This is a genomic window from Pseudazoarcus sp. NS36 (assembly GCF_059703705.1).
The window spans coordinates 539,110-557,724 of sequence record NZ_BAAKJA010000001.1 but is presented as its reverse complement, the minus strand read 5'-3'; the positions used below and the strand labels follow the sequence as shown (position 1 = coordinate 557,724).

17 protein-coding genes and 1 tRNA gene are annotated in these 18,615 nt (G+C 60.6%); 12 read left to right on the top strand and 6 right to left on the bottom strand.

Features of this window, described 5'->3' with window-relative positions:
- Positions 1 to 116: 116 nt before the first annotated feature.
- The 6 genes from AC6H0R_RS02640 to AC6H0R_RS02615 all read right to left on the bottom strand — a co-directional run bounded on the left by AC6H0R_RS02640 (position 117) and on the right by AC6H0R_RS02615 (position 6,208).
- On the bottom strand, positions 117 to 911 hold the full coding sequence (locus AC6H0R_RS02640) for an HpcH/HpaI aldolase family protein (protein WP_497579783.1): 795 nt from the start codon (positions 909 to 911) through the stop codon (positions 117 to 119).
- 33 nt (positions 912 to 944) lie between these two features.
- A complete protein-coding gene (gene gudD / locus AC6H0R_RS02635; RefSeq protein ID WP_497579782.1) occupies positions 945 to 2,285 on the bottom strand; it encodes a glucarate dehydratase in 1,341 nt (446 codons plus the stop codon).
- Between the two features lie 350 nt (positions 2,286 to 2,635).
- Positions 2,636 to 3,529 (bottom strand): LysR family transcriptional regulator, encoded by an 894-nt coding sequence (locus AC6H0R_RS02630; protein ID WP_497579781.1) that lies wholly within the window; start codon positions 3,527 to 3,529, stop codon positions 2,636 to 2,638.
- Between the two features lie 69 nt (positions 3,530 to 3,598).
- On the bottom strand, positions 3,599 to 4,537 hold the full coding sequence (locus AC6H0R_RS02625; RefSeq protein WP_497579780.1) for a 2-hydroxyacid dehydrogenase: 939 nt from the start codon (positions 4,535 to 4,537) through the stop codon (positions 3,599 to 3,601).
- 49 nt (positions 4,538 to 4,586) lie between these two features.
- Positions 4,587 to 5,912, bottom strand: a complete 1,326-nt coding sequence (locus AC6H0R_RS02620; protein ID WP_497579779.1) for a type II toxin-antitoxin system HipA family toxin — start codon at positions 5,910 to 5,912, stop codon at positions 4,587 to 4,589.
- The gene (locus tag AC6H0R_RS02615) at positions 5,909 to 6,208 is read right to left on the bottom strand and encodes a helix-turn-helix domain-containing protein (protein ID WP_497579778.1); all 300 of its coding nucleotides are present in this window, start codon (positions 6,206 to 6,208) and stop codon (positions 5,909 to 5,911) included. The genes AC6H0R_RS02620 and AC6H0R_RS02615 overlap by 4 nt, the downstream gene beginning before the upstream one ends.
- A 443-nt stretch (positions 6,209 to 6,651) precedes the next feature.
- Between AC6H0R_RS02615 and groES the strand changes: the two genes are divergently transcribed.
- From groES to AC6H0R_RS02555, 12 genes are all read left to right on the top strand, one after another.
- The gene (gene groES / locus AC6H0R_RS02610; protein ID WP_497579777.1) at positions 6,652 to 6,942 is read left to right on the top strand and encodes a co-chaperone GroES; all 291 of its coding nucleotides are present in this window, start codon (positions 6,652 to 6,654) and stop codon (positions 6,940 to 6,942) included.
- 48 nt (positions 6,943 to 6,990) lie between these two features.
- On the top strand, positions 6,991 to 8,634 hold the full coding sequence (groL, locus tag AC6H0R_RS02605) for a chaperonin GroEL (RefSeq protein WP_497579776.1): 1,644 nt from the start codon (positions 6,991 to 6,993) through the stop codon (positions 8,632 to 8,634).
- 146 nt (positions 8,635 to 8,780) lie between these two features.
- A complete protein-coding gene (locus AC6H0R_RS02600) occupies positions 8,781 to 9,467 on the top strand; it encodes a response regulator transcription factor (RefSeq protein ID WP_497579775.1) in 687 nt (228 codons plus the stop codon).
- The gene (locus AC6H0R_RS02595) at positions 9,442 to 10,923 is read left to right on the top strand and encodes a sensor histidine kinase (RefSeq protein WP_497579774.1); all 1,482 of its coding nucleotides are present in this window, start codon (positions 9,442 to 9,444) and stop codon (positions 10,921 to 10,923) included. Before AC6H0R_RS02600 ends, AC6H0R_RS02595 begins: the two co-directional genes overlap by 26 nt.
- A gap of 46 nt (positions 10,924 to 10,969) precedes the next feature.
- Positions 10,970 to 11,045, top strand: a tRNA-Phe gene (locus AC6H0R_RS02590).
- Positions 11,046 to 11,299: 254 nt separating this feature from the next.
- Complete coding sequence (locus tag AC6H0R_RS02585; protein ID WP_497579773.1) at positions 11,300 to 12,088, top strand: ABC transporter permease; 789 nt, start codon at positions 11,300 to 11,302, stop codon at positions 12,086 to 12,088.
- A 26-nt stretch (positions 12,089 to 12,114) separates the two neighbouring features.
- Complete coding sequence (locus tag AC6H0R_RS02580; RefSeq protein ID WP_497579772.1) at positions 12,115 to 12,795, top strand: ABC transporter ATP-binding protein; 681 nt, start codon at positions 12,115 to 12,117, stop codon at positions 12,793 to 12,795.
- Positions 12,796 to 12,854: 59 nt separating this feature from the next.
- Complete coding sequence (locus AC6H0R_RS02575) at positions 12,855 to 13,775, top strand: glycosyltransferase family 2 protein (protein ID WP_497579771.1); 921 nt, start codon at positions 12,855 to 12,857, stop codon at positions 13,773 to 13,775.
- A 317-nt stretch (positions 13,776 to 14,092) separates the two neighbouring features.
- Entirely contained in the window at positions 14,093 to 14,914 is an 822-nt protein-coding gene (locus AC6H0R_RS02570) for a hypothetical protein (protein ID WP_497579770.1), read from the top strand.
- 359 nt (positions 14,915 to 15,273) lie between these two features.
- Complete coding sequence (locus AC6H0R_RS02565; RefSeq protein ID WP_497579769.1) at positions 15,274 to 16,227, top strand: glycosyltransferase family 2 protein; 954 nt, start codon at positions 15,274 to 15,276, stop codon at positions 16,225 to 16,227.
- 93 nt (positions 16,228 to 16,320) lie between these two features.
- Positions 16,321 to 17,055, top strand: a complete 735-nt coding sequence (locus tag AC6H0R_RS02560; RefSeq protein WP_497579768.1) for a sulfotransferase — start codon at positions 16,321 to 16,323, stop codon at positions 17,053 to 17,055.
- Positions 17,056 to 17,080: 25 nt separating this feature from the next.
- Entirely contained in the window at positions 17,081 to 18,562 is a 1,482-nt protein-coding gene (locus tag AC6H0R_RS02555) for a glycosyltransferase (protein ID WP_497579767.1), read from the top strand.
- The last annotated feature ends 53 nt before the right edge of the window (positions 18,563 to 18,615 follow it).

The window sequence follows — 18,615 nt, the reverse complement described above, 5'->3', positions numbered from 1 at the left end:
TGATGCATTGCTACGCAAGTTGGCGGTAGGGAAGACGCCGCCGCTTCTTCGGGCGGGAGAGATGCGATTCCTTTGGTCGCGCACGCTCCCGTTCCTGAAAACCTCTTACCTGGTGCTCAGTAGCCGCCAGCCGTGGCCACCGCGCCCGGCATGCCTTCGCGCATGGCGCCGAGCACCTGCTGCGAACCGGCCGCCATCAGGCGTGCGTCCGAGCCGATGGTGACGAATTGGTAGCCCTTCTCGATGCGCTTGAGCGCAGCGGGCGGCGCGCCGTTGTGGATGCCGGCGATCTTGCCGTGGGCCTTGGCGCGCGAAAGGATGTAGTCGAAGGCCTCGGCGGCTTTCGGGTCGACGTCGTCGAAGGTGGGCGTGCAGCCCAGCGCCAGCGACAGGTCCGCCGGGCCGATGTAAACCGCTTCCAGACCTTCCACCGACAGGATGTCGTCGAGGTTGTCGAGCGCCTGCGCGGTCTCGATCATGGCGAAGGAGATCACCGTGTCGTTGGCGTGCTGCAGGTAGTCGGCGCCGCCGTAGAGCAGACCACGCACCGGGCCGAAACTGCGTTTGCCGCGCGGCGCGTAGTTGGTCCAGGCCACCAGATTCTCGGCGTCCTGACGGGTGTTCACCATCGGGCAGATGATGCCGTAGGCGCCAGCATCGAGCGTCTTCATCAGGATGCCCGGCTCCAGCCAGGGCACGCGCACGATGGGCACGGTCGGCGTGGTCGAGATGGCCTGCAGCATGCCCACCATGGACTGGTAGTCGATCATGCCGTGCTGCATGTCGATGGTCAGCGTGTCCCAGCCCTGGTGGGCCATGGTCTCGGCCGAGAAGCCGTTGGGGATGGCCAGCCAGCCGTTGACGGCGGCGCCGCCTTCCTTCCAGATGGTTCGCAGTCTGTTCTCGCGCATGGTTCGGGTTCTCCGGGTTGCAGCGTTCGGGGGTCAGCGCACCAGACAGGGGCGCTTGTTGTTGAAGGTCCAGCCGGGGATCAGGAACTGCATCGCAACGGCGTCGTCGCGCGCACCCAGCCCCATGTTGCGGTAGGCCTGATGGGCCTTTTCCAGCTCGGCCGGGTCGATCTCGATGCCCAAGCCGGGTTTCTCGGGCACGCGCACCAGACCGTTCTCGATCTTCAGCGGGTCGAGGGTGAGGCGCTGGCCGTCCTGCCAGATCCAGTGCGTGTCGATGGCGGTGACCTTGCCGGGCGCGGCGGCCGCGACGTGGGTGAACATCGCCAGCGAGATGTCGAAGTGGTTGTTCGAGTGCGAGCCCCAGGTCAGGCCGAACATCTGGCACAACTGGGCGACGCGCACCGAGCCCTGCATGGTCCAGAAGTGCGGGTCGGCGAGCGGGATGTCCACCGACTGCAGCTGGATCGAGTGGGCCATCTGGCGCCAGTCGGTGGCGACCATGTTAGTGGCGGTGGGCAGGCCGGTGGCGCGGCGGAACTCGGCCATCACCTCGCGGCCGGAGAAGCCTTCTTCGGCGCCGCAGGGGTCTTCGGCATAGGCCATTACGCCGTGCAGGTCGCGGCACAGGCGGATGGCGTCTTTCAGCAGCCAGCCGCCGTTGGGGTCGAGTGTGACGCGGGCCTCGGGGAAGCGCTCGTGCAGCGCGCGGATGGCTTCCACTTCGGCTTCACCGGCCAGCACGCCGCCCTTGAGCTTGAAATCGTTGAAGCCGTAGCGTGCGTGAGCGGCCTCGGCCAGACGTACCACGCTCTCTGGTGTGAGCGCCTCTTCGTTGCGCGCACGGAACCAGGCGTCGTCGGCGTTTGCTTCCGAGCGGTAGGGCAGGTCGGTCTTGTTGCGGTCGCCGATGAAGAACAGGTAGCCCAGCATTTCGACTGCCTCGCGCTGCTGGCCTTCGCCAAGCAGCGCCGCCACCGGCACGTTCATGAACTGGCTGAGCAGGTCGAGCAGGGCAGATTCCACCGCGGTCACGGCGTGGATGGTGGTGCGCAGGTCGAAGGTCTGCAGGCCGCGCCCGCCCGCGTCGCGGTCGGCAAACGCAGTGCGCATGGCGTTGAGCACGGCGTTGTAGTCGCCCAGCGAACGGCCGACGACGAAGGGGCGGGCGTCCTCGATGGTCTTGCGGATGGCCTCGCCGCCCGGTACTTCGCCCAGGCCGGTGTTGCCGGCGCTGTCTTTCAGCAGCACGACGTTGCGCGTGAACCACGGGCCGTGCGCGCCGCTCAGGTTGAGCAGCATGCTGTCCTGCCCCGCAACGGGGACTACCTGCAGGTCGACAACGGTCGGAGTGCCGGAAATGCGTTCGTTCATGTCGCGCTCGATTCTGGTGGGGCGTACCCCGGAAAACGGTTGGCTTGCGGCCGCAGCAGGCGTCAAGCGACGGCGCGAAGCGCGTCGGATGCGGGCGGCAGAGGGAGGAGGCGATTGTGGCGGTGGTCGATGCAGCGTGCAGCGGCTCGTGGTGCGGGCCCTTGCGCCGCGCGCGGGGTGTGCGCGTGGATGCGTTGCATGGCGGTCTCCTCGTTGCGAGCGCCAAATCGTGTAAGCACGTGGCGCTTCTTTATGGGGAGCTATGCTCGCGGCAGATCAATTCAAGATCAAATCAACGAGTGACTTGATTGATTCAACTGGCGCATAGATGCGGCTTGTACGTATGTCGTTCAGCGGCCGGTGAAGTCCGGCAGAAGGCGTGTCCGGAATAGGCCGAGAATCGGGTTGTCGTTGTCCTTGCGGAATGAACAGACAGTTTCCACGGGTTTGGCGGGGCTGGTCTTCAGCGGGCGCAGCACGGTGCCCTCGAACTGCAGACGCGTGGCCGCGGCCGGAATCACCGCCACGCCGACGCCGGATCGCACCAGCGCGAGCATGGTGTGGATCTGCGCCACGTATTCGATGATCTGCGGAACCACGCCCTGCCGGTCGAGCAAGCCCTTGATCAGGTTGTGGAAGTACAGGGCCTCGTAGGGCGAGTACATCAGGAACGGGCGCCCGGCCAGATCACCCAGAGCGGGCGTGGGCGACCAGTTGCTTGCGTCGCGTTCCGGAATGGCCAGCACCAGTCCGTCGCGTGCCAGCGCCACGGTTTCGAGTTCGCCGTGTTCGACGTGCGGACGCAGCAGGCCGACGTCGAGCTGGCCGGCGTCGAGCGCGTCGAGCTGGCTGCGGCTGACCAGTTCCTTGAGCGTCAGCGAAATGCCCGGGGAGATCTCGCGCAGCTGGCGCACGATCTGTGGCAGCAGGCTGTAGCCGGAGGCGGCGGTGAAGCCGATAGACAGCGTGCCCATCTCGCCCTGCGCCACGCGGCGGGCGGTGGCGGCGGCTTCCTCGGCCATGCGCAGGATGCGCGCCGCGTCGGGCAGAAAGGCCTTGCCGGCGGCGGTGAGGCGCACGTTGCGGCTGGTGCGTTCGAGCAGTTGCGTGCCGACGTGATGTTCGAGCAGACGGATCTGGCGGCTCAGCGGCGGCTGCGTCATGTTCAGCCGCTCGGCGGCACGGCTGAAGTGCAGCTCCTCGGCAACGGCAACAAAGCAGCGAAGCTGGCTGATATCGAACATGGGTGGCCGCGTGACGAGTGGATGCCCCGCATTGTTGGAGCGATTCGCCCGCGGTGCAACCGCGCCGGCTCAGAACGCCGGCGTGAGCACCTCGCCGGTGTCGAAGAAGGCCTTCAGGTTGGCAAGCACCAGATCTTCCATGGCCGTGCGCGTCTCGACGGTGCCGCTGGCCATATGCGGCAGCAGCACCACGTTGTCGAGCGTGAGCAGTGCTTCCGGTACCTGCGGCTCGTCGGCGAAAACATCCAGCCCGGCGCCGGCGATGTGGCCGTTCACCAGGGCCTCGACCAGCGCCTGCTGATCCACCACGCTGCCGCGCGCAACGTTGATCAGAAATCCGTCCGGGCCGAGCGCCTGCAGTACCTCGCGCGAGATGAGGTGACGCGTGGACGCGCCGCCGGCCACCGCCACCACCAGAAAGTCCGCCCAGCGGGCGAGTGCTTCGAGCGAAGGCTCGTAGCCGTAGGGTGCGTCGGCTGCAGCGGAGCGGTTGTGATAGCGCACCTCCATGTCAAAGCCGCCCGCGCGTCGGGCAATCGCGCGCCCGATCTGGCCGAGTCCGACGATGCCCAGCCGCTTGCCGCTGACGCGCCGGGTCATCGGGTACTTCTCCTTCAGCCAGTGTCCTTCGCGCACGAAGCGGTCCGCCGCCGACAGCCGGCGCGCCACGTCGATCACCAGTCCGAAGGCCAGATCGGCCACGCAATCGGTCAGCACGCCGAAGGTGCCGCTGACCGCGATGCCGCGCGCCTGAGCGGCCGTGAGGTCGATCTTGTCCAGTCCGACGCCGCGGCAGGAAATCACCTTGAGGGAGGGCAGCGCCGCGATCAGCTCCGTCGAGGCGCCCACCGGCGCCGACGTTGCGATGCCTTCGAAACGCGCGCCATGCCGGGCCAGGAAGCCGGCGGGGTCGGCCTCCTGCCACAACGGGTGAACGTTGAAATGCGTCGCGAGCGCGGTATCGAGTGCGGGCGACAGCGGACCGGTCTGCAGAACGTGTGGCTTCATCGGGCTCTCCGGGCTGGTAGCGGGCGCCATTCTTGCACAGCCGCCTTGTTCAGCCCGGGCCGGGAACATGCAGCGCGCCGATGTGCTCGGCCTGCTGCTGCGGCACGCCGCTGTCCGTGGCAAAGCGGGGCCAGTCGAGAATGGCTGCACGTACCTCGGCAATGACCTGGCGGGCCGAGCCGATGGCAAAGCGGTCGGCCACCGCAAGAAAGTCCGCCTCGACGAACCCCCGAAACTTTCCATTCACCGACATCAGGTGCTGGTGCGTCCACTCGCCCTGCGGGTTGTGGGCAAAGGTCAGGTCATAGGCCGGTGCCAGTTCCCATGCGGCGCCCTCGCGCAGCCGGAACGAGAAATTCTTGGAATGATCGTCACAGTTGCGCGCCATCACGTTGAAGACCATGCGCCGATACGCCTCCTCCAGCTGCGCGTAGGGCAGGTGCAGGCGCTGCATGGTGATGAAGAGCTGCTCGTAGGCGTTGGCGGCCTTCTTCCGGAAATCGATGTGGTCCATCGCGCACAGCGTCTGGATGTGGTGGCGCACGCCGCCCGCCGCGCGGTCAAAGCGCCGCGTCATGAAATGGGCGCGGCCGTTTTCCTCCAGCAGATGGCAGTCGGCCATGTCGATGCCGGCCGCGCGGGCCATCTGGTGATAGGCGTGCTCGATGCGACCGAAGTTCTGCGCCAGACCCAGTTCGCGGTCGGCGCCCAGCCCGTCGAACTTCAGCAGCCAGTGTTCAAAGCCCGCCGCGACATTGACCTGGCCGGAGCGAATCTCTTGGGTGTGCGGGTTCCAGGCGATGACGGCCTTGGCGCGCGCACCGCCGGCCGAGGTGCCTACCTCGATGATGCTGCGCAGGGCGGCGTTGGTGTAGTCGTCCGTTTCGATACGGCCGGACACCGCTGCGCGGGCCTGCTCGACCAGCGCACCCATCTCGATGGCCGTCGAGCTGCGTTGCTGCGGACCTCGCGCGGGCTTGAAACTCAGCGCTCCCATGGCACGTTGGCCCATGTAGGCAAGGCGGTCGAGCGCGGTGATGCGCGAGCGCTCTACACCCTGTTCGGCCATGTAGCGGTCGATCAGCGCGTTGCCGAAGTCATCCGGCAGCGCATCGCCCAGCAGCGCCGGCAAGCGGTGGTAGGTGACCTCGGGCAGATCCGTAAACAGATAAGGCTCGCCGTCATTGAGCGGCATCGTCAGCGGCGCCGGCTCGATGCCGCCGCGCAGGAACTCGGGCAAATAGGCGAAGGCGTAATAGCCATAGGCCGGGTCCAGCGCGACAACGCCCATCGGACGCCCGAAGAGCGAGACTTCGATGCTGTCGACTGCCTTGTAGCCGCGCTTGCGGCCACCCGGTGTGATGGTCGGGCTCATTTGCTGCGGGCCGCGCTGGCGCGCTGGCGGGCCTTGCTGTGGCGCACTGCGGTGACCGGGTTGATGGTAGCGACCGGGGCGATGCCTTTGAGCCAGGCTTCGCGGCCGAGCGCGCGCACCACCTTCAGCAGCGTGGAGAGCGACGAGCCTTCGCCGTTCTCGAGGCGTTGCAGCGCGCGAACACTGAGGCCGGCCTGTCCGGCCAGCACGCCTTGTTCGATGTTGCGCTGCAGCCGCAGCCGCTTGAGATCGTCTCCGAGCTGCGATTCGAGTTCGCCAATTGTCAGGTTTTCCATAGCACGCAAGTTTGAGCGGTTAATCAAGCAAGAAGCCGTTTGCACGCACTTATGAACGCACTATAGAACATGGGATTCAGATTGCTTAGTGTTAAACGCACAAATTGACGCTTTAGTCTTTTTTAAGTCATCAATCCGTAGATGTATGCGTCTAGTGGAGATGTTCTCGTTCGAAGTCGGGGCTCTCACAGGCGGACGCTTCGCTCTTTGGAAAGGCGCGGAATAGGGCGCGATATTCGTTGAAACGGGCGGAGAGGTCGTGCAGGGACGATTTGCCGAAAAATTTCATTTCGCCGGCGACTTGAAATCGCAACACCTCGTCCCTATTATTAGCACTCGCTGGCGGTGAGTGCTAACAGCCGCTGCGCGCCGGATTTCCGGCATTTCGATTTCTGAGCGGGCCAGGTGGCCCGCGTTGCTTGAACCCGTACAGGAGTAAAACGATGAAAATCCGTCCCTTGCATGACCGCGTGATCGTCCGGCGCCTTGAAGCCGAGCGCAAGACCGCCAGCGGCATCGTGATTCCCGATTCCGCCGGTGAGAAGCCGGACCAGGGCGAAGTCGTGGCCGTCGGCAACGGCAAGATCCTGGAAGACGGCAGCGTGCGTGCGATGGCCGTCAAGGCTGGCGACAAGGTGCTGTTCGGCAAGTACGCCGGCCAGACCGTGAAGGTCGAAGGCGAAGAGCTGCTCGTCATGCGCGAAGAAGACATCATGGGCGTGATCGAGGGCTAAGCCTCTCTCGCGCTTCCATCTTTCAAACGAATTCAAGGAGTTACATCCATGGCAGCTAAAGAAGTCAAATTTGGTGATTCCGCGCGTGACCGTATGGTCGCCGGCGTCAACATCCTCGCCAACGCCGTCAAGGTCACTCTCGGCCCGAAAGGCCGCAACGTCGTGCTGGAGCGCTCGTTCGGCGCCCCGACCGTCACCAAGGACGGTGTTTCCGTCGCCAAGGAAATCGAGCTGAAGGACAAGTTCGAGAACATGGGCGCGCAGATGGTCAAGGAAGTTGCTTCCAAGACCTCTGACATCGCCGGTGACGGCACCACCACCGCCACCGTGCTGGCTCAGTCGATCGTGCGCGAAGGCATGAAGTTCGTGGCCGCCGGCATGAACCCGATGGACCTCAAGCGCGGCATCGACAAGGCCGTGATCGCTACCTGCGAAGCGCTGGCCAAGCTGTCCAAGCCGTGCTCGACCGCCAAGGAAATCGCCCAGGTCGGCTCCATCTCCGCCAACTCCGACAGCGACATCGGCCAGATCATTGCCGACGCGATGGAAAAAGTGGGCAAGGAAGGCGTGATCACCGTTGAAGACGGCAAGTCCCTGCAGAACGAACTCGACGTGGTCGAGGGCATGCAGTTCGACCGTGGTTACCTGAGCCCGTACTTCATCAACAATCCGGACCGCCAGATGGTTGTTCTGGAAAGCCCGTTCGTGCTGCTGTTCGACAAGAAGATCTCGAACATCCGTGATCTGCTGCCGGTGCTGGAGCAGGTTGCCAAGGCTGGCCGTCCGCTGCTGATCATCGCCGAAGACGTCGAAGGCGAAGCGCTGGCCACCCTGGTGGTGAACAACATCCGCGGCATCCTCAAGACCTGCGCCGTCAAGGCTCCGGGCTTTGGTGACCGTCGCAAGGCCATGCTGGAAGACATCGCCATCCTGACCGGTGGCCAGGTCATCGCCGAAGAAGTCGGCCTGACGCTGGAAAACGCCACGCTGGAGCAACTCGGCCAGGCTGCGCGTATCGAAGTCGCCAAGGACAACACCACCATCATCGACGGTGCCGGTTCGGGTGAGGGCATCGAAGGCCGCGTCAAGCAGATCCGCGCCCAGATCGAAGAAGCCACCTCGGACTACGACCGCGAGAAGCTGCAGGAACGCGTCGCCAAGCTGGCCGGCGGTGTTGCAGTGATCAAGGTCGGTGCTGCCACCGAGATGGAAATGAAAGAGAAGAAGGCCCGTGTCGAAGACGCCCTGCACGCCACCCGCGCTGCAGTGGAAGAAGGCATTGTCCCGGGCGGCGGTGTTTCGCTGCTGCGCGCACGCTCCATGCTGGGCGAGCTCAAGGGTGCCAACCACGACCAGGACGCCGGTATCAAGATCGTGCTGCGCGCACTCGAGCAGCCGCTGCGCGAGATCGTCGCCAACGCCGGTGACGAGCCTTCCGTGGTCGTCAATGCCGTGGTCAATGGCACGGGCAACTTCGGCTACAACGCTGCTACCGGTGAGTACGGCGACATGGTCGAGATGGGCGTGCTGGACCCGACCAAGGTCGAGCGCACCGCGCTGCAGAATGCCGCTTCCGTCGCGGCGCTGATGCTCACCACCGATTGCATGATCGGCGAGATCGCGGAAGACAAGCCCGCCATGCCGGATATGGGTGGCATGGGCGGTATGGGTGGCATGGGCGGCATGATGTAATTCGCCCTGCATTCGCAGTGTCCGGAAAGCCCCGCGCAAGCGGGGCTTTTCTTTTGTGTCGCGCATGTGCAATGCGTCCGCCGGCATGCTCGACTGTTGCGGTGCAATCGGTGAAGATGCGGGCCTGACTGCACAGAGAGGGTTCCATGCGCATCCTGCTTGCCGAAGACGACCACGTTATTGCCGACGGCCTGTCGCGTACCCTGCGGCGTGGCGGTTACGCCGTTGATCACGTGGCTACGGGGCTCGACGCTGATACCGCACTGGCTTCGCAGTCGTATGACCTGCTGATCCTCGATCTGGGCCTGCCCAAGCTGCCCGGCCTGGATGTGCTCAAGCGCCTGCGCGCGCGCAAATCGGCCATGCCGGTGCTCATTCTTACCGCGCAGGACGGCGTGGATGACCGCGTCGCCGGGCTGGACGCCGGCGCTGACGACTACCTCACCAAGCCCTTTGCCCTGCCCGAACTCGAAGCCCGCGTACGTGCGCTGACGCGTCGCGGCACCGGTCAGCCGCGCCGCATCGGCTTCGGCCAACTCGAATACGATCAGGCCGACCGCGTGGTGCGAATCCACGGCGAGGTGGTGGAGTTTTCCGCGCGTGAAGTCGGTCTGCTCGAAGTCTTCATCCTCAAGGCCGGTCGCCTGGTCAGCAAGGATCAGATCGTCGACCACCTGTGCGGTTGGGGCGAGGAAGTGTCGAACAACGCCATCGAGGTCTATGTGCACCGCCTGCGCAAGAAGCTCGAAGACACCGATCTGCGCATCGTGACCGTTCGCGGCCTTGGCTACTGTCTGGAGCACAAGGATGAGGCTGCGGCGCAGAAGGCCTGACCAGGCCTCGGCCACGTCCAAGCAGCAACCACCCAATTCGCTCTTCGGCGAGATCCTCGACTGGCTGCTCGCACCGCTGCTGGTGCTGTGGCCGATCTCGATCATCTTCACGCACAACGTTGCCGACAACATCGCCAACCAGCCCTACGACCTGGTGCTGGCCGACAACGTGCGTGCGCTCACCCGGCTGGTGCAGGTCATCGACGGCGTGGTGTGGGTGGATTTTCCGGCCTCGCCGCGCGTGCTGTTCCGCTCTGATCGGGACGACGTCTTCTACTACCAGGTGGCCGTCTCCGGCGGAGAGCTGGCCAACGGCGACCGCGAACTGCCGCAGGCCGCGCCGCCGATCGAGATCATTCCCGAGACCGTGCTGTTCCGCGACGAATACGTGCATGGTGAGCAGGTGCGCGTGGCCTACCAGTTCCTGCAGCCCACGCGCCCCGAGGAGCCGCTGGTGCTGGTGCAGGTGGCCGAGACGCTCAACAAGCGCAGCAACCTCGCCTCGCGTGTGGTCACCGAGGTGCTGTTCCCGCAGTTCGCCATCATCCCGCTGGCGGTGGTGCTGGTATGGGTCGGTCTGTCGCGTGGTATTGCGCCGCTCAATCGCCTGCAGGAACGCATCGCGCGGCGCAGGCCCACCGATCTGTCGCCCATCGAACCGTCCAGCGTGCCGGAAGAGGCGCGCCCGCTGATCATTGCCTTCAACGACATGATGGCGCGGCTCGATGCCAACATGCAGGCCCAGCAACGCTTCATTGCCGACGCCGCGCACCAGATGCGCACACCGCTCACCGGCCTCAAGACGCAGACCGAATTCGCCCAGGATGAAACCGACCCCGAGCAGTTGCGCCGCTCGCTCGGCCACATCGCGGCCAGTGCGGAGCGCGCCACCCACCTGATCAACCAGCTCCTGCTGCTGGCGCGCGCCGAAGCCGGCTCCGAACGCGTCTACTCCATGCAGCCGGTGGATCTTGACGCCGTAGTGCGGGAGGTGGCCGGCGACCTCTTCCCGCGCGCACTGGCCAAGCACATCGACCTTGGCGTCGAAGGCGAGGCAGGTACCACGCTGGTCGAAGGCAACATCGTGTTGCTGCGTGAGATGTTCAAGAACCTCATCGACAACGCCATCAAATACACCCCCCGCGGCGGCAGCGTCACCGCTCGAACGCTGCGTCAAGGCGGCGTGCCGGTGGTCGAGGTCGAAGATTCCGGCATCGGCATCCCCGAAGACGACCGCGACCGCGTCTTCGAGCGCTTCTACCGCGTGCTCGACAGCGGCGAAGACGGCTCCGGCCTCGGCCTGCCCATCGTGCGTGAAATCGCAGACCTGCACGGCGCCACCGTGCGCCTCGAAGACGTCCCCGAAGGGCTGGGCACGCTGGCCCGCGTCAGCTTCGTGCACCCCGGTCTGCGCCATGCGCCGCCCCATCCGAATTCTCGCGGCGGATGGTTCTGATCCAATTGACGAACGGCTCGATTGGGCTATAATGCGGCCTCTCTTTGGCCAGGTAGCTCAGTTGGTAGAGCAGCGGATTGAAAATCCGCGTGTCGACGGTTCGATTCCGCCCCTGGCCACCAAAGATATAAAAAGCACTTGGCCCGCGAAATGCGGGCCAAGTGCTTTTTTGTTTTTGCCTGTAGCGGCGGCCGTCTGAGGTGCGCCTGCATTCATGCAATTCAGTTTTCATTGAGCGGATGAGGGCGAGAATGCGGCATGGTGGCAATGCTATGCTTCGGCCAACCGAGAAGAGCACGCCCCGCCCAGGAGCACGGCGATTCTTCAGCCCGACGTCAAGCCGTCCCATTGCTCGACCCGCAGGAATCGTTCGTTCATGCTGACCGCGCTGCGTAATGCCTGTAGTGATATTCGTGAGGGGCTGCGCCTGCGACATCTCTGGCTGGAGCTCGCCAAGGAGGACATCGGCGATCAGCATCGGCGCACGACGCTCGGGCCCCTGTGGTTGCTGATCAACTATCTGGCTTTTGCCGGGACCTTCATTTTCCTGTTTCACCGCGGCGAGGGCATTCCGCATTATTCGGCCTATGTCGCGACCGGATTGTTGGTGTGGTTCTATCTCATGGAAACCACATCGCATGGCGTCACCTTGTTCGTCCGGGAAGAGGCGCTGATCAAGGGCACGCCGCTTCCCCTGACCGTCTATGTGATGCGCTTGCTAATGCAGTCACTGATCCGCTCGGCCTACGCGGTGCTGGGGTGCTGCGCGATCCTGCTGGTCAGCGATGTCACGTTCTCCATCGGTGCGCTGTGGGCCTTGCCCGGCGCACTGCTGGTCCTGCTCAGTACGCCGGCGGCAATCATCGTTTTTGCCTTTCTCGGCGCGTACTTCCCGGACAGCCAGTTCATCGTCTCCAATTTCATGCGGCTCGGCATGTTTCTGACTCCGATTTTCTGGACCTATACGGGTGAGGGCGGGCTGCGGGCCTCTTTCTATCACCTGAACCCATTCACCTATCTGATCGAAGTGGTGCGCACGCCCGTGGTCAGTGGTGTACCTGCGTTCCAGGCGATGTTGCTGGTGCTGCTTATGGTGCTGGTGCTCTGGATCTTGGCGTTGATCCTGCTGGGTTTGTTTCGAAAGAAAGTGGCATTCATTCTGTGATGGTCTCCATTCGCGCTGAAAACCTGATGCTGGCTTATCCTGTCGCGCGCAAGATTTCGCTGCAGGCGCCCGACCGGCGTACCGCCACCGGCGGCACTATTGCCGTGCGTAACGGAGCCCAGTGCGTGGTGGCGCTCGATGGGGTCAGCTTTGAGCTGGCCGCGGGTGACCGTCTCGGGTTGATCGGGGCAAACGGAGCCGGCAAGACCACCTTGTTGAAGACCCTGTACGGCATCCATGAACCGACAGGCGGCAGATTGACCGTCAATGGGCGCGTCGACGCGCTGTTCAACATCAATCTGGGCTTTCGCAAGGAGGCGACCGGGCGTCGCAATATCGTGCTGCGGGGGCTGATCAACGGCTGGACGCCCGCGCGTATCGAAGAGCGTATGGAGAGCATCATCGCCTTCAGTGAGCTGGGCGACTTCATCGACTTGCCGCTGAAAGCCTACAGTCAGGGCATGGCTGCGCGTCTGGCATTCGCGGTCGCGACCGAGATGGAGCCCGAGATCCTGCTGATGGATGAATGGATCGGTGCGGGCGATCCGGCTTTTCAGGCAAAGGCCAAGATTCGCATGGCGGAGTTCGCGGAGAAGGCCGGCATCGTCGTGCTGGCCAGCCACAAGCATGACTTATTGCGCAGCTTCTGCAACAAGGTCATGGAGCTTGAGCACGGGCGGATAAAATCGTTTCAGCAGTTGAAATGAGGGGGCGCTCAGCAGTCACTTGGCTCCCGCGAATTCTTGAAACGGAGCAAGGAGCTGGTGTGGACAAGAAGATCAGCGTTCTTTCCGTCTTCGACCCGGTGCGTGGTGACTTCCAGCTCGACGCCACGCTCGAAAGCTACTTCTCGCAGACGGTCGATCCGAGCGATTTTGAATTGCTTCTGTTGGCGACCGAGCAGGGCTGCCATGACCTCATGGGCAAGGAGCTCGAACGGCTGTCTTCCCGCAAACCGGCCGGGCTGGATGTCCGCGCCGTGTTCTGCGGTGAAACAGAGAGCCGTGCAAATGCCGTCAATGCGGGGCTGAAGCTGTGTCAGGCAGATCTCATCTACGTCGTTGCGGATGATTTCCTTCTGCCGAAGGGCGCCATCCGGGCAACCTTGAATTTTCATCGCGCGCATCCCGACGAGCGCATGGTCGCCGTTGGCGGTGCCATTGTGCCTTCCGATCTGCGTTCCGATTTCGTCGACTGGCTCGAGCGTAGTGGTTCGCTGTTCGGTGTGCCATTCCACCCCGACATGACCGCCGTCCCGGATGATTTCTTCTACCTTGGCAACGTGTCCTTCAAGAAGTCCCTGCTGGACAAGGCCGGGCCGTTCAACGAGGCCTTCCCTTACCACGCTTGGGACGACTGGGAGATGGGCTTGCGGCTGGTAAAGCTCGGTATGAAGTCCACCTTGCTGCCGGAGATCCTGGCGGAGCACCGGCACCGGCTGGATATCGCGGATCGTTGCCGCACCATGCGCATCGCCGGTTTGTCTGCGCGGATATTCCAGAACGAGAACCCAACTTTCTTTGGGCCGTGGCGTACTTGTTGGCGAGGTTCGATGCTCTTCGAAAGGCTGCGGGCTGCTTGCTACGGCGCCTTGTACAGCCGCTTTCCCGATCAGAAGCGGCAGGCCGCCTACTTCCGTTCGGTCACGCAGCTCGCGTTTCAGCGGGGCTATCTCGACGAACGATGACGGGATCGCGAAAGTGAGCAATCGCAAACGCGTCGTCGTTCGCCAGCGGCGCGCGCAATGCATGCAATCCAGTGCCTGGTGCTGGGGCATGTCCTCATGGGCTTTCATGCCGAGGCCTTCCTTGCGCTGAATCGCGATGTGGCCGAGGCCGGCGTCAATCCTTGCCGGCACTATTGCAGAAGTGGCTATTTACAAGGCCGCGCGTACAGGTATATCTGAGCATGACACGTTTTCTGATAGGGGGTCTTTGTGAAGCCTGGGATGTTCTGAGGTCATTCCTTACCTCATTGACCAGGCCGAAGCCCACGCTGTCTGTTGTGGAATATCGCAAGAGCGACAAGAGAAAGTTCGCGATCTTCTGCCTGTTCGACCAAAAGCCACGTCCCGACCTGCGGGCTTTGTTCCGCAATCTCGCCGACGCCGGTTTCCGCATTGTCGGTGTTGCGCCCAACGGGGCGCTTGATCAGTACGAGGGGCTGCTCGACATTGCCGTGCATGTATCGCCGGTCGGGCGCGACTTCTTTGCCTACCAGCAGGGTTGGCGCGCGCTGGATGGATTGGGGGTGAAGCAAGAAGTCGAGGAAGTGTGCTTCTTCAACGACTCAGTGTGGTACTTCATTCCGCATCAGCTAGCCGTGATTTCCGGCCTGGTGGCCAACCTTGCGGCAGGCAAGCTGGTGTCCGGCACGATGATCTATGACGAGGTGCCTCACTGCTCTGGCTGGTTGTTCGGCGTCCCATGCAATGAGCGTATGGTAGTGGAAGTGGATCAGCTGCTGTCTCCGGATTTCGCCAGAAAGTCGAGGCTCTACAACATCCGCAAGGGCGAGCACCGGATTCTCGGCTCGCTCAAGTCGGTCAGTGGTTCGCACAGCCTGGATTGCGAAAACGCATTACTCCCATACTCGTATTGCTATGAGGCGCTCAATACAGCCGGTAAATGCTTCTACATCAAGGGAGACTCCACGATCAGGACCCGTCCTTCCGGAGCAAGGCTGGTGGAGTTTCTGCGGGTCAATTGCCACGAGGAGGAGTATCTGCCTGCGATGCGATGGATAGCCATGACCGCAGACGAAATCTATCGAAACCGATTCCGGGTCGCCGAGCTGATACGGTACCGTCGACACTACTTCAGATGAGTTTGGTGGTTCGGGAGCAGAGGTTGATGACGAATCGATTGCGCCTCGCTGCGTAGTTCTTCGTGAGTGTTCATCCTTGCAGTGCCGCTTGTAGCGTGCTGCGGACGACCCCGCAAGCCAGGATGCGCGTTGCAATCGGTTACATTTACCGTATGCCATCCGTGTACGGCCGACATTTCATATGCGAGTTTTCTGCGTGCGTGAAGTACCATCAAGCCCGCCAAACAACGAAAAGATGCCCGTGATGTTTAGTTCCCGACATGCGTGCATTGCAAGGTTCTGTGTCGCCATTTCTACCCGCTGCTGCCCGCTCTCTACCCACGTCCCGCTTCGAGTCGTCCGTTCGGGAGGGGTTTCACATGGCTTCAGGTGAGCCGGCTGTGCAGACGGCGTCGCCCAGGGTTGCGATCCTGCTGTGCACCTGCAATGGTGCAGGCTTCCTTGGGGAGCAACTCGATTCCATTGAGGACCAGACGCACGCCAACTGGGAGGTATGGGCGTCCGACGACGGCTCTAGCGACGACACCCTTGTGCAGCTAGCAGACCGCCGGGCCCAATGGCCGGAAGGTCGACTGCACATCGTTGCTGGCCCGCAGTGCGGTTTCGCGGCCAACTTTCTGTCGCTCGCATGCCGCCCCGAGATTGAGGCCGATTACTTCGCCTTCTGCGATCAGGACGACGTATGGGAAGCTGGCAAACTGCAGCGCGCCGTTGAATGGATCAAATCCGTGCCAGCCGACGTGCCGGCGCTGTATTGCGCCCGTACCCGCCTGGTTGATGCAGAAGGGCGCGAGATCGGCCTTTCGCCGCTATTCACCCGTGAGCCCGGCTTCGGTAACGCGCTCGTCCAGAACATTGGTGGCGGTAACACCATGCTCTTCAACGCGGCGGCGCGAGAACTGCTGCGCATGGCAGGTCCCGATGTGCAGGCTGTTGCGCATGATTGGTGGGCCTACATCCTCGTCAGTGGCTGCGGGGGGCGGGTGCACTACGACCCCCATCCAGCCATACGCTACCGTCAGCACGGTGGCAACCTCATCGGCCGGAACTCTGGCTGGCGGGCCCGCCTCACGCGGGTGCGCATGTTGTTTAAGGGGCGCTTCCGCAGCTGGAATGAACGCAACCTGGATGCGTTGAGCAGTGTCGATTGCCCCTTTACCCCCGAGAGTCGAGAGTTGATCGAGCGATTCTCCGCTGTACGTAGCAGTTCTGGGTTGTGCGCGGTGATCCATTTAAGGCGGAGCGGGGTATATCGCCAAACAACACTGGGAAACGTTGGGTTGATCGCTGCTGGATTGATTGGTCGGCTTTAACTGTATATGCGAAGAATACCGCTCGTGCTGCGGATTGTTGATGTGGGTGTACCTTTTGTACTGTATGGAAAATACTTCGGGGATTTTGAATAAATGGCCGAGCAGAAATTTGTGATAGTTGGGACGCCTAGAACTGGCACTACACTGCTAGTGGACATGTTGAACTCGCACAAAGATGTATTTTGTGACAACGAGCTGTTTAATCCTCATTCCATATCGCGGTTTGGTGCGAATGATGATTTTAAAGGTGTTTTTTATAGAAATGCACGCCCGATAAGATTCTGGAATGAATTTTACAATAGTGAGTTTTCAAAGGGATTCAGGTCGATTGGTTTTAACTATATGCTTGGCCATAGCTTTGATATTCTTGAAAATATACTGAAAGATGGTGATATTTCGATTCTTTATGTTTATAGAGAAAATAGATTGGCCCAGTACGCATCATATAAGAAAGCCTTGAATGATAAGAAGTGGGCAACTAGGGACAAAAACTATGATGCGGATAAGAGTTGGAGTGGTAGTAAGGTTGATTTTAAGTACGGTGAATTTGAGGAGTGGTGTCAAGTTATAAATTGTTTGTGTGGTATGTTCGAGGGTTTAATCCGCGGAAGACCCAGGCAGGTTATGTACTTAGAATACAAAAATATTTCCCGCGGTCTATTGAATGATGAGATTTGCAATCATATTGCGGTGGAAAGAAAAGGGCTTTGTGCTACCTTGGTAAAACAGGGGACAAAAAAAATAATAGATCGATTCTCGAATCCTGAAGCTGTTGAGGAGTACCTTCATGTGATTGGAAAGCGCCACTGGTCTGGAATTGAGGTGTAGTTTGCGAGTCCTATATTACAACTGGGTGGACTACGAAGATGCAGAGCGCAGAGGCGGTGGGGTAAGTATCTACCAGTCAAATATCATCTCGGCTTTATCTTCTGGGGGCGAAGTTGATGCTTACTTTCTTTGTTCCGGCCTGTCTTTTGATTTGAAGAGTGCTGTCCCTCGGTGGGAGCAGCTTAAGCACGGCCCAAAGCAAGATCGATGCAGAAAATTTGAGGTGGTTAACTCTGGGGTGATGTCTCCCGGGCATCACTCCTTTGGAGAGGCGCAACAGATCGATTGTGAGGAAACCAAAAAGGTATTCTTCGACTTTATGAGGGCGTGTGGGCCTTTTGATGTTGTTCATTTCAATAACCTTGAAGGTCTTCCTGCGACTGTTCTCGATCTTAAGAAAGAGTTTCCTGAAACTAAGGTTATTCTATCTCTTCATAACTACTATGCTTTTTGTCCGCAGGTTAACTTGTGGCACAAGGAAAAAATTAGATGCGAAGATTTTGAAGAAGGCTGGAAGTGCGAAGGCTGTTTGGCGACTCCGCCAAACAAAAAGGCTATCAGGGCTGCAAACGCAGTTGCGTATTACCTGAAAAAAATGCGTGTTGCTCCTGAAACTCCGCTTTTCAGTTTGATTTTTCGATTGTCTTTTAGGTTTAAATCAATTAGTCGTCGCGTTATTGCTTTGCTCGGTGGGGCCTCCGGTGTGAGGTTTGGTGCAGAACAGCCCGCTTCGGGGAAATTGAGCGGTTTAATAGAGTTAAAGGTCGATGCACGATACTACAAAGAGCGTCGCAGTCGATTTGTTGGCTTAATTAATGAAAATTGTGATGTTGTTCTTGCCGTTTCTAAGCGTGTTTCTGAGATCGCGGTCAAGTACGGTGTGTCAAGAGATTTATTGAGGGTAAGTTATATTGGAACTCGGCATTATGAGACGTATGCTGCGAACGATGGGTTTCATAGAGATTTGGTGGGCTCCGATGGAGTTTTGACGTTAGCCTATCTAGGGTACATGCGCAGAGACAAAGGGTTTTACTTCTTCGTTGGTGCATTGAATGCAATGCCAGAATCTATTTCAAGTAAAGTTCGAATTGTGGTGGCAGCAAGAAATTCTGATTCGGAAGTTCTTGAAGAGTTGAAATTGATGGCTAGAAAGTTCGCAGGAATATTTTATTCCGACGGATATTCACACGAACAACTCGATTCCATTTTGGAAGGCGTAAGTCTTGGGGTCGTTCCGGTGTTGTGGGAGGATAATCTTCCTCAAGTTGCAATTGAAATGCATTGCAGGAAGATTCCGGTTCTCGCGAGTGATCTCGGCGGTGCTCAGGAGCTGTCAGGTTGTAATCCAAATTTTGTTTATAAGCACGATGACGTCAGCGACTTCTATGAGAAGTTGCGTCGCATCCTTTCCGGGCAAGTTAAATCCGAAAACTACTGGATTTCGGCGATGACCCCGGTTTCTGTTGCTGCTCACGTTGAAGAGTTGCTGGATGTCTACGCCGGGTAACTGTTGGATTTAAGCTATTTTCTTTTAGGCGATGGCTTGCGGTTTGTAAAAAG

What these genes read in the sequence shown, in the direction of transcription:
- AC6H0R_RS02640 (WP_497579783.1), bottom strand. Translation starts at nt 911, where the DNA reads ATGCGCGAGAACAGACTGCGAACCATCTGGAAGGAAGGCGGCGCCGCC.
- AC6H0R_RS02615 (WP_497579778.1), bottom strand. Translation starts at nt 6,208, where the DNA reads ATGGAAAACCTGACAATTGGCGAACTCGAATCGCAGCTCGGAGACGAT.
- AC6H0R_RS02625 (WP_497579780.1), bottom strand. Translation starts at nt 4,537, where the DNA reads ATGAAGCCACACGTTCTGCAGACCGGTCCGCTGTCGCCCGCACTCGAT.
- gudD (WP_497579782.1), bottom strand. Translation starts at nt 2,285, where the DNA reads ATGAACGAACGCATTTCCGGCACTCCGACCGTTGTCGACCTGCAGGTA.
- AC6H0R_RS02595 (WP_497579774.1), top strand. Translation starts at nt 9,442, where the DNA reads ATGAGGCTGCGGCGCAGAAGGCCTGACCAGGCCTCGGCCACGTCCAAG.
- groL (WP_497579776.1), top strand. Translation starts at nt 6,991, where the DNA reads ATGGCAGCTAAAGAAGTCAAATTTGGTGATTCCGCGCGTGACCGTATG.
- AC6H0R_RS02600 (WP_497579775.1), top strand. Translation starts at nt 8,781, where the DNA reads ATGCGCATCCTGCTTGCCGAAGACGACCACGTTATTGCCGACGGCCTG.
- AC6H0R_RS02565 (WP_497579769.1), top strand. Translation starts at nt 15,274, where the DNA reads ATGGCTTCAGGTGAGCCGGCTGTGCAGACGGCGTCGCCCAGGGTTGCG.
- AC6H0R_RS02580 (WP_497579772.1), top strand. Translation starts at nt 12,115, where the DNA reads ATGCTGGCTTATCCTGTCGCGCGCAAGATTTCGCTGCAGGCGCCCGAC.
- AC6H0R_RS02560 (WP_497579768.1), top strand. Translation starts at nt 16,321, where the DNA reads ATGGCCGAGCAGAAATTTGTGATAGTTGGGACGCCTAGAACTGGCACT.
- AC6H0R_RS02630 (WP_497579781.1), bottom strand. Translation starts at nt 3,529, where the DNA reads ATGTTCGATATCAGCCAGCTTCGCTGCTTTGTTGCCGTTGCCGAGGAG.
- AC6H0R_RS02585 (WP_497579773.1), top strand. Translation starts at nt 11,300, where the DNA reads ATGCTGACCGCGCTGCGTAATGCCTGTAGTGATATTCGTGAGGGGCTG.
- groES (WP_497579777.1), top strand. Translation starts at nt 6,652, where the DNA reads ATGAAAATCCGTCCCTTGCATGACCGCGTGATCGTCCGGCGCCTTGAA.
- AC6H0R_RS02620 (WP_497579779.1), bottom strand. Translation starts at nt 5,912, where the DNA reads ATGAGCCCGACCATCACACCGGGTGGCCGCAAGCGCGGCTACAAGGCA.